15 protein-coding genes are annotated in these 16,480 nt (G+C 49.6%); 12 read left to right on the top strand and 3 right to left on the bottom strand.

Annotated features, from left to right (window positions below; all coding sequences use genetic code 11):
• The first annotated feature begins 150 nt into the window (after positions 1–150).
• Positions 151–432: a co-chaperone GroES gene (gene groES / locus MKX70_RS00300; RefSeq protein WP_039302104.1), complete on the top strand. Its 282-nt coding sequence runs from the start codon at positions 151–153 to the stop codon at positions 430–432.
• Positions 433–635: 203 nt separating this feature from the next.
• Complete coding sequence (groL, locus tag MKX70_RS00295) at positions 636–2,264, top strand: chaperonin GroEL (RefSeq protein ID WP_039302101.1); 1,629 nt, start codon at positions 636–638, stop codon at positions 2,262–2,264.
• Between the two features lie 185 nt (positions 2,265–2,449).
• Here the strand turns inward: groL and MKX70_RS00290 are convergent, their stop codons facing one another.
• The 3 genes from MKX70_RS00290 to MKX70_RS00280 form a co-directional block, all read right to left on the bottom strand.
• Positions 2,450–3,427 (bottom strand): tRNA dihydrouridine synthase, encoded by a 978-nt coding sequence (locus MKX70_RS00290; RefSeq protein ID WP_340839334.1) that lies wholly within the window; start codon positions 3,425–3,427, stop codon positions 2,450–2,452.
• 192 nt (positions 3,428–3,619) lie between these two features.
• Positions 3,620–4,921, bottom strand: a complete 1,302-nt coding sequence (locus MKX70_RS00285) for an ammonium transporter (RefSeq protein ID WP_340789910.1) — start codon at positions 4,919–4,921, stop codon at positions 3,620–3,622.
• A gap of 2 nt (positions 4,922–4,923) precedes the next feature.
• Entirely contained in the window at positions 4,924–5,463 is a 540-nt protein-coding gene (locus MKX70_RS00280) for a hypothetical protein (RefSeq protein WP_340789907.1), read from the bottom strand.
• 302 nt (positions 5,464–5,765) lie between these two features.
• Here MKX70_RS00280 and MKX70_RS00275 point away from each other — a divergent pair, with 302 nt between their 5' ends.
• From MKX70_RS00275 to hutH, 10 genes are all read left to right on the top strand, one after another.
• Positions 5,766–7,397, top strand: a complete 1,632-nt coding sequence (locus MKX70_RS00275; protein ID WP_340839333.1) for an ABC transporter substrate-binding protein — start codon at positions 5,766–5,768, stop codon at positions 7,395–7,397.
• Positions 7,398–7,422: 25 nt separating this feature from the next.
• A complete protein-coding gene (locus tag MKX70_RS00270) occupies positions 7,423–8,376 on the top strand; it encodes an ABC transporter permease (RefSeq protein WP_445323630.1) in 954 nt (317 codons plus the stop codon).
• Positions 8,377–8,439: 63 nt separating this feature from the next.
• Positions 8,440–9,318, top strand: coding sequence for a carbohydrate ABC transporter permease (locus MKX70_RS00265; protein ID WP_340841607.1), 879 nt, complete (start codon positions 8,440–8,442; stop codon positions 9,316–9,318).
• Between the two features lie 48 nt (positions 9,319–9,366).
• A complete protein-coding gene (locus MKX70_RS00260; protein ID WP_340789902.1) occupies positions 9,367–10,296 on the top strand; it encodes an AraC family transcriptional regulator in 930 nt (309 codons plus the stop codon).
• Positions 10,297–10,332: 36 nt separating this feature from the next.
• Positions 10,333–12,330: a glycoside hydrolase family 31 protein gene (locus MKX70_RS00255; protein ID WP_042232988.1), complete on the top strand. Its 1,998-nt coding sequence runs from the start codon at positions 10,333–10,335 to the stop codon at positions 12,328–12,330.
• A 318-nt stretch (positions 12,331–12,648) separates the two neighbouring features.
• Entirely contained in the window at positions 12,649–12,903 is a 255-nt protein-coding gene (locus tag MKX70_RS00250) for a hypothetical protein (protein ID WP_042232989.1), read from the top strand.
• Positions 12,900–13,076: a hypothetical protein gene (locus MKX70_RS00245; protein WP_156122955.1), complete on the top strand. Its 177-nt coding sequence runs from the start codon at positions 12,900–12,902 to the stop codon at positions 13,074–13,076. Before MKX70_RS00250 ends, MKX70_RS00245 begins: the two co-directional genes overlap by 4 nt.
• Positions 13,063–13,437, top strand: a complete 375-nt coding sequence (locus MKX70_RS00240; protein WP_340789895.1) for a hypothetical protein — start codon at positions 13,063–13,065, stop codon at positions 13,435–13,437. Before MKX70_RS00245 ends, MKX70_RS00240 begins: the two co-directional genes overlap by 14 nt.
• Before the next feature lie 174 nt (positions 13,438–13,611).
• Positions 13,612–14,589: a peptide-methionine (S)-S-oxide reductase MsrA gene (msrA, locus tag MKX70_RS00235; RefSeq protein WP_340839332.1), complete on the top strand. Its 978-nt coding sequence runs from the start codon at positions 13,612–13,614 to the stop codon at positions 14,587–14,589.
• A gap of 310 nt (positions 14,590–14,899) precedes the next feature.
• The gene (gene hutH, locus MKX70_RS00230; RefSeq protein ID WP_042232995.1) at positions 14,900–16,444 is read left to right on the top strand and encodes a histidine ammonia-lyase; all 1,545 of its coding nucleotides are present in this window, start codon (positions 14,900–14,902) and stop codon (positions 16,442–16,444) included.
• Positions 16,445–16,480 lie beyond the last annotated feature (36 nt).

Here is a 16,480-nt window from a genome sequence, read left to right as displayed (position 1 = left end):
GCTAACGCTGTGGAAAATAGGGAATGGGCCGGCGAAACGGCATTTAATTATGCTGATTCTCAACATTGCCATAAGGACCGCTAAGATTCCCGGCAGTTCAATCTATGTTTTCAAGGTAAACAACATAATTTCAAAGGAGGCTATTTTTTCATGATTAAACCACTAGGTGAACGCGTATTGGTAGAACCAAGCGAGCAAGAGCAAACCACTTCTTTCGGGATCGTGCTTCCGGACTCTTCCAAGGAGAAACCGCAAGAAGGCACTATCATCGCTGTAGGCAGCGGAGCTTTGAAAGACGGAGTTCGTGTAGCGCTGGAAGTTAAAGAAGGCGACCGTGTGCTTTTCTCGAAATATGCCGGAACTGAAATCAAATACGAAGGCAAAGAATATCTGATTATGAAAGAAAGCGACATTCACGCGATTCTTGACTAGTCTGCTTAGAGCCTTTCATAAGTTAGACCCCGATTACTTATATACACAAAACTTAAGTTTATGCTTTCGAAGCGAGTTTTGTACGAAGTGAAATCAATGAAGCGAATGCTACACAAAACTTAGCGTATGCTTTCGAAGTCATTTTTGTACGCAGCTGAATCACCGAAGTATTCCTGACAAAAATTTAGGAGGTTAACAACACAATGGCAAAAGAAATTAAATTCAGTGAAGACGCCCGCCGCGCTATGCTGCGCGGAGTTGATGCTTTGGCAAATGCGGTTAAAGTTACACTCGGACCTAAAGGCCGTAACGTGGTGCTTGAGAAGAAATTCGGCAGCCCGCTGATCACTAATGATGGTGTTACTATCGCCAAAGAAATCGAGCTTGAAGATGCATTCGAGAACATGGGCGCGCAGCTTGTTAAAGAAGTTGCTACCAAGACTAACGATGTAGCCGGTGACGGTACTACAACTGCAACAGTTCTGGCTCAAGCCATGATCCGCGAAGGTCTGAAGAACGTTACTGCAGGCGCTAACCCTATGGTTATGCGTAAAGGGATCGACAAAGCGGTTAAAGCTGCTGTTCTTGAACTGCAGAGAATTTCCAAGCCTATCGAAGATTCCCAGTCTATCGCCCAAGTAGCTGCTATCTCTGCTGCTGACGAAGAAGTAGGCCAACTGATTGCTGAAGCTATGGAAAAAGTCGGCAAAGACGGCGTTATCACCGTTGAAGAATCCCGCGGATTCCTGACTGAGCTTGAAGTGGTAGAAGGTATGCAGTTCGACCGCGGTTACATTTCCCCGTACATGATTACAGATACGGACAAAATGGAAGCTGTTCTGGAGAACCCGTACATCCTGATCACTGACAAGAAGATCAGCAGCACTCAGGAAATTCTTCCTTTGCTGGAGAAGATCGTTCAACAGGCGCGTCCGCTGGTTATTATCGCTGAAGATATCGAAGGCGAAGCTCAGGCAATGCTGATCGTGAACAAGCTGCGCGGAACGTTCAATGCTGTAGCTGTTAAAGCTCCTGGATTCGGCGACCGCCGTGAAGCTATGCTGCAGGATATCGCTGCTCTGACAGGCGGCCAAGTGATCACTGAGAAGCTTGGACTGGATCTGAAAAGCACTTCCATCGAGCAACTGGGTAACGCACGCCAAGTGCGCGTAACCAAAGAAAACACGACAATCGTAGACGGAAGCGGCGACAAAGCGGATATCAATGCACGTGTAAGCCAAATCCGCTCCCAGCTGGAAGAAACGACTTCCGAGTTCGACAAAGAAAAACTGCAGGAGCGTCTGGCTAAATTGGCTGGCGGCGTAGCCGTTGTCAAAGTCGGTGCTGCTACTGAAACTGAACTTAAAGAGCGCAAGCTCCGCATCGAAGATGCCCTGAACGCAACCCGCGCTGCGGTTGAAGAAGGTATCGTATCCGGTGGGGGTACTGCTCTTGTGAACGTATATGCTGCTGTTGCTGCTGTAGTAGCTGAAGGCGACGAAAGAACCGGCGTTAACCTCGTGCTGCGCGCACTGGAAGAACCTGTTCGCACCATCGCTGCTAACGCAGGCCAGGAAGGTTCCGTTATCGTGGACCGTCTGAAAAAAGAAGCTGTAGGTATCGGCTATAACGCTGCTACCGATGAGTGGGTAAACATGTTCGAAGCGGGTATCGTTGACCCTGCGAAAGTAACCCGTTATGCTCTGCAGAACGCGGCTTCCGTAGCTGCAATGTTCCTGACCACTGAAGCTGTTATCGCTGACAAGCCAGAACCGGAAAAGGGCGGAATGCCTGATATGGGCGGCATGGGCGGTATGGGCGGCATGATGTAATCAAATCATTATCGAAGTAATTCGATGATGAGCGACCGCGTATAAGCGGTAGATTTCATCGCCGATGGAGCAGAATAACGCTCCCTGCGGTAATCAGGACCACATAGTGCAAAAAATGAGAGACCTTTCAGGAGTTCATTGAACTTCTGGGAGGTCTCTCATTATTTTTGATAAGCATGTATGCTTTAAGCTAATTCCTGATCTAAAAGAGGTTTTACTAAACGACGTACTTCGTCTGTTGACGTGGTATCCATTAATTGGTCTCTTAGTTCGCCTGCGCCACTAAATCCACGAGCATAGATTTTGAAATAGCGAAGAAGGGGTCTAAATGAACGTGGCAGGGTTTCTGTTGAATATTTATCGTGAAGATCCAACTGTAAAAGAAGTAAATTGAGAAAATCCTTCGCGCTATGTTCTTTAGATTCTTTCTCAAAAGCAAAGGGATTGGTGAAAATACCGCGGCCAATCATGACACCATCAACGCCGTATTGTTCTACTAATTGTAATCCTGTTGCGCGGTCCGGAATATCTCCATTAATGGTTAACAACGTATGTGGAGCAATCTCATCGCGCAATTGTTTTATTTCAGGAATTAGTTCCCAGTGTGCAGCTACTTTACTCATCTCTTTTTTGGTACGAAGATGAATGGAAAGATTCGCAATATCTTGTTTCAATATATGTCCTAACCAATCACGCCACTCATCAATTTTAGAGTAACCCAATCTTGTTTTAACACTAACCGGCAATCCACCTGCTTTTGCAGCTTGAATAATTTCTGCTGCAACTTCAGGATGCTTTATTAATCCAGCCCCTTTTCCACTGGTTGCGGCATTTTGTGCTGGGCATCCCATGTTTATATCGATACCACGAAAACCAAGTTTTTGCATATCAATACTCATCTGCTCAAAAAGTGCAGGTTTATTGCCCCAAATATGAGCGACAATCGGTTGCTCATCATCTGTGAACATTAATCGTCCCCCTACATTTTCTTTTCCAACAGGGTGACAATAATTTTCTGTACTTGTGAATTCCGTGAAAAATACGTCAGGTGTTGCAGCTTCACTAATGACGTGACGAAATACAATATCTGTGACGTCTTCCATGGGTGCTAATATAAAAAACGGTTTTGGTAAATCAAGCCAAAAATTTGGTTCGTTACTCATATGATCTTCTCCTGTTGCAACATATAAATCGATAGAATCTATAGCAAAGTCTTTTACCCATCATACATAGTATCATTATTTTTCGTTTGATGCACAAAACAAAACGTCCTTTCGCATTCCTGTTGGAAAGTGAAAGGGCGTTGTTTGTGTCCACAATAATTGGGGTTTGGTGGTGCAGAGAGCGATGTACCCTTATCTTCTTGTATTATTGCGGGAATCCATGTCGTCATCCGCCAGATAATGATCTTCAAGTTCAATAAATTCGGCTGAACGGTGCGCGGCGATCATGCCGTGATAACTGATATCTAGGCCAATGTCTTCCTCTTCCTCACTGGACCGTACCTGAACCAGCTTACCAATCAGCTTCAGCCCGCACCAGGTGGTTGCGAACCCCCAGACTGCCAATGTGACAAGACCAAGGAGCTGCACCCCGAGCTGGTGCCAGCCTCCGCCATAGAGCAGTCCGCCATCGGTAGCGAACAAACCTACAGCCACAGTTCCCCAAGCGCCGGATACGGCATGTACCGGAAAGGCGCCGACGGGATCATCGATACGGCGGGCTTCCAGCCAGTTGGCAGCCGCCATCATAAGCAGACCGGAGACGGCGCCAATCAGGATGGCTGCACCGTCACTGACAAACGCACAGCCGGCGGTAATCCCGACCAGACCGGCGAGCGAACCGTTAATGACGGAAGGTGCATCTGAACGCTGGTAACGGAATAAGGTGTAGATCAGGGTGATCCCGCCGCCTGCCGCCGCCGACAGCATCGTGGTAATAGCGATATGCCCGATCCGGACATCGGTAGCACTTAAGGTGCTGCCTGCGTTGAAGCCGAACCAGCCGAACCAGAGCAGGAAGGCACCCACTGAAGCGAGCGGCAGGTTGCTCGGAAGAGCAACGGTGCTATTCCCGGCCTCATTGAACTTGCCCTTTCTGGGGCCGATCACCATAGCCGCCGCCAGTGCCGAGAATCCGCCCAGGGCATGAATAACAGCTGAACCAGCGAAGTCCTGCAGGCCTAACTGGCTAAGCCAGCCGCCGCCCCAGGCCCAGTGACCGCCTAGAGGATAGATCAGGCCGGTCATTAATATGATGTACAGCAGATAAGCGCGGAAATTGATTCGTTCAGCAACCGCACCTGATACGATGGAGATAACGGCAATGGTAAAAGCCGCCTGGAAAAGCCAGAAGGTATCCATCGAGATGGTGAAATGAAGATGGGAGAGATCACCGCCAAGCATAAATCCGCTGGTGCCTACTAAACCGCCGGCATCTTTGCCGTACATTAGCCCAAATCCAAAAATATAAAAAATCAGCGTTCCAATAGTAATATCTGCGAACACTTTCATAATAATGTTCACACTGTTTTTATATCGTACAAAACCGGCCTCCAGCAGAGCGAAACCGCCCTCCATCAGCAAAATCATAGCGGCGCTCAATACGACCCAAATCGTATCTACACCTCCGCCAAGCGATTCCAGTGTTACGTTCATTTCTATATTGCCTCCATGCCCCTAATGAATTTGATCTCTCTTATGATTTCAGGCGACAGCGGAATCTCTTCCGTAGCCGGACGAGAAGCGAGCAGCAGCAAGACCTGGTTCAATTCTTGGATGTCTCTTTTAATGCGGTCTATTTGTTTGAACCGCTCTTTGACATGAACAATATATTCTACGGCTGTGTGATGGCTCGCCGGATGCCCTGCAAACCATTTCCGGATGGGGGAGAGGGATTGGTACATTGCCTCTTCTGCCCGCCTTTTTTGTTCATATTTATTGATTTTACTCTTAATTCCCTCGATTTCTTCTTCTTTCCTGACCTTGAGGCGTTCAATGAGGTCCTTTATTTCCTCGCTAGTCAGATGATATACAACATTTTGGTATACTTCATCCACAATAATCATGTCAGATCTCCTTACATGAAAAGTCATAGACTGATTATAGGGACAATGCAAATACAAGTCAACAGGTTTTTCAATGGTTGAAACAAGAATTTGGTCATTATTCGTCGATTCCCCGAACAGGATTAATTTCATGATGGACGGGCCCCCTTATGATGAACTGCCCTTCTTCCGGCTAGTTTACACTTCTGTGGCTTCTTATCCGGAAGCAAACAGATCCTCCTCATTGAGACAGGCCACAGCCAAAAGGGTCAAAATACGATGATTAAAAGGTAATATACGGTGAGACACAGTACAAGAAGAGCATCTATAATTATGATAACGCTTTAATTAATAATTAATCTATTTAATGTATTAATTGTTGGAATTTTTTTGGCAGACAGGGCCTTGCCCTTAAGCATAGTAAGTTGATTAATTACAATTAGGGGGTATGTGTAGTGACAACGAAGAAACTCCTTGCCGTCTTAATGACAGGTTGCTTGATTGGGGCGGTATTGGCGGGTTGCAGCAAGGAGAATAGTCCGGATTCAACGAATACCGGCACGAACTCACCCGCAGAAAAAACAAAGTTGAAGGCTATCATTGTAAAGCATTCCCTGACCAAGGACGTTACTCAAATGAAGTGGCTCATGGATTTGGAGGAGAAGGCAAATGTAGATATTGAGTGGCAGCAAATCTCAGCAGACTGGGATCAGAAGAAAAGTGCGCTTTTTGCAAGCGGGGAAATACCGGATTTGTTGTTTAATGCTACCCAAAATTCAGATTTTGTCCAGTTTAACGGATTATTTGAGGATATGGGGCCACTGATTGAAAAGGAAGCCCCCAATATACAAAAGATGTTCAGCGAACATCCTGAATTGAAAGCGCTTGCCACGCAGATGGACGGGAAAATCTATGGTACCCCAAGATATAAGGGGATCTGGCCCGGCTCCACAGCCACCATGTTTATCAACAAGACCTGGCTTGACAATCTTGGCCTCAAGGTGCCAGCCACCTGGGATGAGCTTGAGCAGGTGCTGATTGCTTTCCGGGACGGGGACCCGAATCAGAATGGCGACAAGACGGATGAGGTACCGATGGACTTCAACCCGATCGGGTGGGATTTCACTCCGAAGCTGCTGCTGGGCAGCCTGGGTCTGCCTTTGTCCAACAGTGCCGGTGACGGGTATTTCACAGAAGACGCCCAAGTCAAGAATTTCTATGTGGATGAGCGCTTCAAGACCTTGATGCAATTCCTCCAGAAGCTGTACGGCCAGAACCTGATCAACAAGGAAGCCGTTACGCAGGACTACTCGAAATTCCAGTCACTGGCCCGGGGCAACGGGACTACAGCCAAAGTGGGCTTCACCTGGGGCTGGGAAACGGGTGACCGTTTCGGCAATGAACTGAAGGATCAGTACATTTCACTCTCGCAGCTCAAGGAGCATGCAGATTCCACCAATGAGCTGTACTGGAGCAATGACTACTACTTCCAGAACTATGGAGCCAATGCCGTTTCCATAAGCGCCAGCTCCAAAAAGAAGGATGCCGCCATGCGGTTCATCGACGCTTTCTATGATCCGACGGTCAGTATGCAAGTGTTGTTTGGCGGAATGAACGATACGGACAAGGGAATTAAGGATAACGGGGACGGGACGTATCAGGTTCTGCCGCCTGCAGATTCTTCGCTTGACCCGGGCTCTTGGAAATGGACGAACTCGTTCGCGGATAACGGCCCGATGTATATTGCCGATGAACTGAAGGACAATTTGAAGCTGGGCACGGATATGCAAAGTGTACTGAAAGAGAAAGACATTTATACGGAGCTGCTTAACAAGGCAGATCCGAAAACAAATATCTACCCGCAGACATTTATGAAATACAGTACGGAAGACACGAATACACTGGCCATGAATCAGGCGAACATCAATAATATCACCGATCAAAAATGGGCCAACTGGCTGACAACGAAGGCAAATATCGAGAGCGAGTGGGACGCCTACGTGGCAAGTGTCAACAGCTCCGGTCTTGAACAGAATCTGCAGATCCGTCAAAAAGCTTACGAGGAATACCTCTCGACCTTGAAATAGAAACCTCATGGAAGGGGAGCTTGTTATGAAGCAGGCACAACTAAACGGATCGCAGCACACCCTTCAAGGGAAGAGCTGGCTGCAGAAGCTGGGAGGACAGTATCAGCTGTGGATTATGGTTCTTCCGGCTATTATTTACATTGCTATTTTCTGCTATGGTCCCATGTACGGAATTCAGCTTGCCTTTCGGGATTTTGATTTCAGCAAAGGGCTGACAGGTGGCGATTGGGTCGGATTTAAGTATTTTGAGCAGTATTTCAATAGTCCCATGTTCTGGCCTACGCTGAGGAATACTTTTGTCATCGCGTTTGTCTCTATCTTGTTTGGCTTCCCTATGCCTATTCTGCTGGCGCTGGTAGTGAATTCGATCCGAAGCAATAAGCGTAAGCGTGTGCTGCAGACTACCGTGTATATGCCCTACTTCATCTCCACCGTTGTCCTTGTAGCGTTGCTGCAGATCATGCTCTCCCCTACAACAGGGCTTATCGACGGTTTGCTCAAAACACTGCATTTACTCCCGGCGGATACTAATCTCATAGGCGATCCAGGGTCGTTCGTGCCCGTCTATGTCATCTCTGCCATCTGGCAGACCTGCGGCTGGAACAGCATTATCTTCATTGCAGCACTGTCTTCGGTAGATTCACAGCAGTATGATGCCGCCCGGATTGATGGCGCGAACCGCTGGCAAACCGTCTGGCATGTGGAGATTCCGGCAATCCTGCCGACCATTATTATTTTGCTGATTATGAATATGGGGAACATTCTGAGCGTCGGCTTTGAGAAAACCTTTCTCATGCAGAACAGTCTCAACAAATCGGTATCTGAGGTTATCTCTACTTATGTATTTAACGTAGGGGTGAAGTCCAATCAGTTCAGCTTCGGATCGGCTGTGGGATTGTTTAATACAGTCATTAATTTCATGTTCCTGATATTGGCCAACTCGCTGGCCAAAAAATCTTCTAACATCAGTCTAATGTAAGGAGGGGATGGGATGTCACGCAGACAAGCCTCTCATTCGCAACATACGGTCTATTCGGGCGGCATGGCAGACAGATTGTATACACTGATTGTTGTGCTTGTGAGTATTGCCGCATTTTTGATGGTAGCGTATCCGTTGTATTTTATCATCATCGCTTCAGTCAGCAATTCGACAATGGTCAGCCAGGGGAAGGTTATTCTCTGGCCGAAGGATATTAATTTTTACGGCTATGAACAGATTTTTAAGGATACCCGCATATGGCAGGGATATTTCAACACGATTGTCTACACGGTGCTTGGCACTATTCTGAATCTGCTGGTTACGCTGCCGGCTGCTTACGCGCTGGCTCACCGGAAGTTCAAGGCCCGCCGGGTGATTATGCCGCTCTTTGTGTTTACCATGTATTTTGGCGGCGGGATGATTCCCACGTATCTGCTTATCCGTGACCTGCATCTGCTGAACACCCCTTGGGTAATGATCATTAACGGGGCAATAAGTGTTTTCAATCTCATTATTACAAGAACTTTCTTTGAAAGCTCAATCCCGGAAGAGCTTTACGAGGCGGCTACACTGGACGGATGCTCACATTTTCGCTATTTTATCTCTGTTGTGATTCCACTGTCCAAAGCGGTGATTTCCGTGATCACACTCTATTATATGGTGGGACACTGGAACGACTTCTTTAACGCGCTGCTCTATATTAATACCGATAGTCTTCAGCCTCTGCAGATTATTTTGCGCAACATTCTGCTGTCTAATCAGACCTTTGCAGGCGGAGCAGGGTCAGGCGCCGGGGCGGGAGCCGGCAGCTATGCCCAGCAGTTTGCGGATCAGATTAAATACGCTGTAATCATCGTTTCCACGGTTCCGGTGCTGATGATCTATCCGTTTATTCAAAAATATTTTGAAAAAGGTGTAATGATCGGCGCCGTGAAGGGCTAAGTCAGAAATGTGAAGGGCTGCTTTTTTCAAACCGGGAGGGAGGCTTATATGAAAAAAAGTCTTGAACTGCCGGCTTTCAAAGGTGTACCGGTATCACGGGATATGAAGGAAATACTGACGCATGGCAGCAGGGAGTTCCGCATGAGTGCGCATATGACAAAGGTGCATCCGATGAACAATCTTGTGCTGTATTCACATTGGCATGAGGAACTGGAACTGCTCGTTATGGTCAAAGGCTCTGCAAAGTTTCACGTCGGGCAGGAGAAGTTTGTTGTTCAGAGCGGGGAAATGGTCTTTATTCAGCCGAACCTGCTGCATTCCGCGATCCGGCTGCAGCAGGAGGAGATCGTTTTTTATGCGGTGCTGGTACACTTCAATTTTCTCTCCAGTCTGGAGAATGATCAGATTCAACAGCAATATATTCTTCCCTTGTTCCTGAACAACAGTCGCTATCCCGTCTTGATCAAGCGCGAAATGGAGGCAGAACTTCGTCTTATTCCTCTATTGGAGGAAGTATGTGATATTTACCAGCAGGAGCCTCACGCCTTTGAGATGCTGGTTAAGGCCAAGCTGTTTGAGGTATTGTACCGTCTGGAGAAGTGTGCTGCCGAGTTCAGCAGACCAGCGTTGCCCGGACAGTCACGCGGGGGCAACAGCTCCCTCTTGGCCAAAAAAACGCTGGCCTATGTCCAGCAGAATTACAGCAAACGGATCACACTTACAGAAATGGCGCGGCAGGTCAATATGAGCCCGTCTTACTTCTGCCGCTTTATGAAGAAGCAATTTGATCTTACTCCCCTGGAGTTTCTGAATGAATACCGGATATCGGAAGCCGTTGGTCTGATGGAGACGACGGATAAAAAAATCATGGAGATTGCCGAAATGACAGGCTTCAGCAATGTCAACCGATTCACGGAGACGTTCAAGAAAATGTATGGCTGCCGGCCGATGGATTACCGGAATTCAATTCGGAATTAGAGTGCAGTTGAAAGCTTGGAGGGAACTGGAGGGAATATGGATATTTTTCAGAGTTCAGACAATCGGCTGATTTGGCAGGGAAACGGGGAGACGTTATGCCTGGAGGCATGGGGCAAGGACAGTCTTCGCGTACGCAGTGCGATGATGGGAGATATTCTTGACACGGATTATGCGCTGCTGGCGCAGGATAATGAAGAAGTGGAGATTGTCATCAACGGGCATGAAGCCTCCATCCGTCATGGTAAGCTCAAGGCCATTCTGCGGTATCACAGCTGGTTCAAGAATTGCCGGATCAGCTTTTATAATCAAGAGGGAACACTGCTTCTGGAGGAATTAGACAACCATGGCAGTCTGAATCTTTCTGCCCGTAAGTTCAAGCCTATCATCGGAGGTGATTTCCGCTTGACTGCAAGCTTTGAATCGAACGCAGCCGAGAAGCTATACGGAATGGGGCAATACCAGCAGGATATTCTGAATATTAAGTACTGCAATCTTGAGCTTGCACACCGGAATTCGCAGGCCAGTGTTCCTTTTGTACTGTCGAGTCTGGGATACGGGTTGCTGTGGCATAATCCGGCTGTCGGCCGGGTCAGCTTCGGCAAGAATGTCACGGAATGGGTGGCGGAAAGCACGAAGCAGCTGGATTATTGGATTACTGCAGGAGATGCACCGGCTGACATTGAGGCTAATTATGCAAGCGTTACCGGATTTGTGCCGATGATGCCTGAATATGGGCTTGGGTTCTGGCAGTGCAAGTTGCGGTACTGGAACCAGGAACAGCTCCTGGAAGTGGCCCGTGAGTATAAACGCCGCAGCCTGCCGATTGATGTGATTGTATGCGACTTTTTCCATTGGCCCAAAATGGGGGATTTCCGCTTCGAGGAGGAATTCTTCCCTGATCCGAAGGCGATGGTGGAGGAGCTCAAGCAACTAGGCATTGAGTTAATGGTATCGGTGTGGCCGCAGATTGACCTGCAGAGTGAGAATTTCGAGGAGATGCGCCAGAAGAACCTTCTGGTCAAACCTGAAATGGGGGTTAATATCTGTATGCGTTTTGGCGGTGAGAGCGTATTCTATGATGCGACCAATCCCGAAGCGCGCCGTTATGTCTGGAAGAAGTGCAAAGAAAATTACTATGACAGCGGGATTCAACTCTTCTGGCTCGATGAGGCGGAGCCGGAATACGGGGTATATGATTTTGATAATTACCGCTACCGGATGGGACCCAATGTGCAGGTCGGCAACATATATCCCCAGCTGTTCTCCCGTACCTTCTACGACGGGATGATAGCTGAAGGACAGCGGAATGTGGTTAATCTTGTTCGCTGTGCGTGGGCAGGAAGCCAGCGCTACGGTGCACTAGTCTGGTCCGGCGACATCCATAGCTCGTGGACTGATTTTCGGCGGCAGCTGTGTGCGGGATTGAATATGGGGATCGCAGGCATTCCGTGGTGGACTACAGATATTGGCGGCTTTAGCGGCGGAGACCCTGGCAATGAGAGCTTCCGGGAGCTGCTGGTGCGCTGGTTCCAGTACGGAGCCTTCTGTCCCGTAATGCGTCTGCACGGTGACCGTCAGACAACAGAGAAGGTATACCGCCAAGACGGCTCGGAAGCCCTGTTCACCGGAAACGACAATGAGGTGTGGAGCTTCGGGGAGGAGGTCTATCCGGTTCTCGTGAAGTATATGAATCTTCGTGAAGCCATGCGCCCTTATACCCGCAGCCTGATGCAGGAGGCTCATGAGAAGGGATCACCTGTTATCCGGCCTATGTTCTACGACTTCCCTCAGGAGGAGACCTGCTGGGAGCTGGAGGACCAATATATGTTCGGACCGGATATGCTGGTGGCCCCCGTGCTGGAGGAGGGAGCTTCAAGGCGCAGTGTCTACCTGCCTGCCGGGGCCCGATGGACGGAGCTTCACAGCGGGAGCGTGTATGCAGGCGGGCAGACCCTTGAAGCCGCAGCCCCGCTTGAGATCATTCCGGTCTTTTTGAAGAATGGTGCCTGGGAAGAATTAGTGGGTATGATATAGTGAGGATAAGAAATCTGGGGCGGGCAGTGGCAGAAGTGCAAATATTCACCGTTATGACGAATGAACTTTAGTGTGATCTGAAAAAGCAGTCATTCCGCTTGGGGATGAACTGCTTTTTTTTATTTTATGTACCCAGCTTTTTTAACAATATACTGCTCTACCCAATCAGAATTGCATTTGAAAGAGTAGATTACTATGAGGGTGTTGTGGTTGGAGCGGTAGCAATGGCTTGTGGCGAAAAAGTGGACAGGGGGTAAAGGGCGCATTCATTTCTGATGACAGAATTCAGATTTCATTATAGGAACGGGGGGACTATCCATGGATTTCAGTGCATTGACTGGCCTTTTTGTGAATAACAATGGTTCGGTCGTGCTAAATGTCCTGTTATCTACTGCATTAATCTGGAGTATTAAGCAAATTGCGAACAAAGAGAAAGTGATTCAGAATTACCAGAAACGTGATGAAGAGAACGAAAAGCAGTTGAATGAATATAACCGTACGCTCGTGAAGCTGCTAATCGAGAGAGGCCATGCGGAGAAAAAACCTAAAGATGAGGAGGTCGTCAACAAGTGAAGCTCCTCGATATATTCAGAAAACACGAGGTAAAGCCCTGCCGTGTGGAGCATGAGATAGATACCTTGGGCAAAATTCAGGAAGCGTACGAATCCAATGATCTGGAGAAACTCATTGATCTGCACCGTACCGGCTTAGGTAGAAGGGGAGATGATCTGCATGGAAATTGTTGACTTGACACTAATCACACTGGAAACGATAGCCTTTATGGCTTTTACTGCTTATGTTATCCGTTACCGCAGATATTTTATGGGACGAGGCGCCTTGCGGACGTATAATTTGTATCTCCGGAGTGTATGGGTTACCTACGGGGCTGTAGCACTGCTATGTCTCAATTTGTTGTGGGGACGGCTGAACATCATTCTCGGATATAATACAGACGGCAGCCTATCGGACATCATGAGGGAATATGTCCTGATTCTGACCCTTGTAATGCTCGTATTCTCAGGCTGGATGCATAAGGAGCTATGGGATTCCAACCGGCGTGAAGAAAGGACCCGTGCCCGTTCAAGCCAATCAAGCAGACTCAAATAGGCCTGAATTGGCCCAGAGAGGTGCTGATTCACCTCAAAGCTATTCTGGTGCAGGACGAGCTGGCCAACGGACGGGATCTCCCGGGGAAGTATACAGCATTCACAGCGTATTCTGCTCTCGTGAACAAGGAAATTCATATATAATAGGGGAAAAGAGTACAAGGAGGCGGTCTGTTTGACTACTAAAAATACACTCCAGGTGGCCACCTTCGCCGGCGGCTGCTTCTGGTGTATGGTCAAGCCGTTCGACGAGCTGCCGGGTATAGTCTCGGTGGTATCCGGTTACACGGGAGGACATACGGAGAACCCTACCTATGAGGCATTAGGAAGAGAGGCTACAGGGCATAGGGAGGTGGTGCAGATCACCTTTGACCCGGAACGTTTCCCTTATGAACGACTGCTGGACATTTATTGGCAGCTGATTGATCCGACAGACGGCGGCGGGCAATTTATGGACCGGGGGCGTGCGTACGAGGCGGCGATTTTTGTACACAGCGAAGAGCAGCGGCAGAAGGCGGAGCTGTCGAAGGCGGCGCTTCAGGCCAGCAAACGGTTCAAAGCACCGATTGTGACGGAAATTCTGCCGGCAGCAGCCTTCTATCCGGCGGAAGCGGAGCATCAGCATTATTATAGAACTCATCCGCTCGACTATAAGCTGTACCAGAAGGGTTCAGGCCGTGATGATTTCACGGAGCTGCACTGGAACAGCCGGGAAGATAAGAAGCAGCTGCTGAATCAGCTGACAGAGCTGCAATATGAAGTATCGCAGAGGAAGGCCATGGAGCCGCCGTATCAGAACGAGTATTGGAACTACTTCGGGGAAGGGATCTACGCCGATATTATCAGCGGTGATCCGCTATTCAGCTCCACTGACAAATTCGATGCTGGCACCGGCTGGCCCGGATTCACCAGGCCGGTGGAAGAGGGGCTAATCCGCCGAGAAGCAGACTACGGCAGCGGCGAAGTGCGGACGGTCCTGCGCAGCAGGCTGAGCGGGGCTTATCTGGGGGATTTATCCTACGATGGCCCGGAGCCGGCGAAGCTGCATTACCGGGTGAATTCCGCCGCACTGCGTTTTATTCCGAAGAATGAGCTTGCGGAGAAAGGGCTTGGGCGGTATTTAGAGCTATTTGAGCGGGAGAGCCAAGGATAACCCCGGATTGAGGGCTGGCTTCAGGACTGTATATCATATGTATTAGGGCAGGCTCCCGGATGTGGGGGACTGCCCTAACTTGTTTTTAATGAGGATTATTCATGATTAGCGAGTGTAAGGCATATTATATAACGTGATGAGCCGGAGGACTCTTTTATTCGCGGAATCAATGTTGTATTAAGTCGCATTCCCGATTGTGAAGAAGCAGTCTGAAACAGAATAAGCCGTAATTTAGCGATTAGTGATATAGAAGCCGGTACCTCTATTAGGGTATGGGCTTTTTCTATTACCCGGGAAGCAGGTGAGGCGTATGCTCCAAATAGACAATCAAACCGTCATGATCCACGGCAATACATTAACTATTGAGGAAGTTATTAAGGTGGCCCGGTATCATCGGATGGTGGACCTGGGCGTGGAGAGCTGCCGCAAGGTGGACCGTAGCCGCAAATATGTAGAGAAGCTCCTGTTGGAGAAAAAAGTAGTGTACGGCCTCACGACCGGCTTCGGCAAATTCAGTGATACGTGCATCTCGCCGGAGGACACGAAGCAGCTGCAGCTTAATCTGATCCGCAGCCACTGCTGCGGAATTGGCGAGCCGTTCCCGGAGGAGATCGTGCGCGCAATCTTGCTGCTGCGGATAAACGCCTTATCCCTTGGTTATTCCGGCATCCGTCTGGAGGTGATCCGGCTGATGGTGGAGATGCTTAACCGGGGCGTCATTCCGGTGATTCCTGAAAAAGGCTCCCTGGGCGCAAGCGGTGACCTTGCCCCTTTGTCGCATATGGTACTGGTTCTGATCGGCGAAGGCGAAGCTTATTATCAGAGTATACGGATGCCCGGTGCTCAGGCGCTGGCCAAAGCGGGGCTTGCGCCAATTGTTCTTGCAGCCAAGGAAGGGCTGGCCCTGATCAACGGAACACAGGTGATGACCGCTGTCGGCACGCTGGCCTGCTGGGATGCGCTGAATCTGGCCAACTGGGCGGACTGCACAGCCGCACTCAGCTGTGAGGCGCTGCGGGCGGTCCGTGATGCGTTCGACCCGGCGACACATGCAGTTCGTCCGCATAAGGGCCAGCGGCAGGTAGCCGACAACATCCGCAATCTGACGGACGGCAGCAAGCTGATGACCGGCCAGGGAGAAGTGCGGGTGCAGGACGCCTATTCGCTGCGCTGCGCGCCGCAGGTTCACGGCGCAAGCCGTGATGCGCTGGCTTACATCGCAGAGAAGCTGGAGATTGAGATCAACTCGGCCACAGACAATCCGCTGATCTTCGCGGATGAAGACAAGGTGATCTCAGGCGGGAATTTCCACGGGCAGCCGGTTGCGCTGCCGATGGATCATCTGTCCATCAGCGCGGCGGAGCTGGCGGATATTGCCGAGCGGCGGATCGAGCGGCTGGTCAATCCGCAGCTGAACGAGGGACTGCCCCCGTTCCTGACGAAGAACGGAGGGCTGCAGTCCGGGTTCATGATCGCCCAGTATGCGGCGGCGTCTGTGGTGTCCGAGAATAAATCACTGGCTCATCCGGCCAGTGTGGATTCGATCCCCTCCTCCGGCAATCAGGAGGATCATGTAAGCATGGGCACGATCGGCGCCCGGAAGGCGAAGCAGATCGTCGATAATGCCTATGCGGTGCTGGCGATCGAGCTGCTCTGCGGGGCGCAGGCCATTGACTTCCGGGGGCCGGAGCTGCTCGGGGCGGGCACGAAATGGCTGTATGACCGCTGCCGCGAGCAGGTCCCGTTCGTGGATGGTGACCGGGTGCTGTCCGGTGATTTCGCCACCATCGCCGAGTGGATGAAGGAAGCTGATGTACTGGAGGAGCTGTTCGCACTGGTTCCGTTTCATTCCTGATCAAGGGCAACCGATTACGGCCGATTTTGATGAAGG

Origin of the sequence: Paenibacillus sp. FSL R7-0312, assembly GCF_038004445.1 — a bacterium.
Classification (GTDB): Bacteria; Bacillota; Bacilli; order Paenibacillales; family Paenibacillaceae; genus Paenibacillus_AQ.
Note: the sequence above shows the minus strand (reverse complement) of the source record. Positions and strands in the feature narration are given on the sequence as shown.

Bases quoted from the DNA above. Each gene is read 5' to 3' on its own strand.
- groES (WP_039302104.1), top strand. From the start codon at position 151: ATGATTAAACCACTAGGTGAACGCGTATTGGTAGAACCAAGCGAGCAA.
- groL (WP_039302101.1), top strand. From the start codon at position 636: ATGGCAAAAGAAATTAAATTCAGTGAAGACGCCCGCCGCGCTATGCTG.
- MKX70_RS00290 (WP_340839334.1), bottom strand. From the start codon at position 3,427: ATGAGTAACGAACCAAATTTTTGGCTTGATTTACCAAAACCGTTTTTT.
- MKX70_RS00285 (WP_340789910.1), bottom strand. From the start codon at position 4,921: ATGAACGTAACACTGGAATCGCTTGGCGGAGGTGTAGATACGATTTGG.
- MKX70_RS00280 (WP_340789907.1), bottom strand. From the start codon at position 5,463: ATGAAATTAATCCTGTTCGGGGAATCGACGAATAATGACCAAATTCTT.
- MKX70_RS00270 (WP_445323630.1), top strand. From the start codon at position 7,423: ATGAAGCAGGCACAACTAAACGGATCGCAGCACACCCTTCAAGGGAAG.
- MKX70_RS00265 (WP_340841607.1), top strand. From the start codon at position 8,440: ATGGCAGACAGATTGTATACACTGATTGTTGTGCTTGTGAGTATTGCC.
- MKX70_RS00260 (WP_340789902.1), top strand. From the start codon at position 9,367: ATGAAAAAAAGTCTTGAACTGCCGGCTTTCAAAGGTGTACCGGTATCA.
- MKX70_RS00255 (WP_042232988.1), top strand. From the start codon at position 10,333: ATGGATATTTTTCAGAGTTCAGACAATCGGCTGATTTGGCAGGGAAAC.
- MKX70_RS00250 (WP_042232989.1), top strand. From the start codon at position 12,649: ATGGATTTCAGTGCATTGACTGGCCTTTTTGTGAATAACAATGGTTCG.
- MKX70_RS00240 (WP_340789895.1), top strand. From the start codon at position 13,063: ATGGAAATTGTTGACTTGACACTAATCACACTGGAAACGATAGCCTTT.
- hutH (WP_042232995.1), top strand. From the start codon at position 14,900: ATGCTCCAAATAGACAATCAAACCGTCATGATCCACGGCAATACATTA.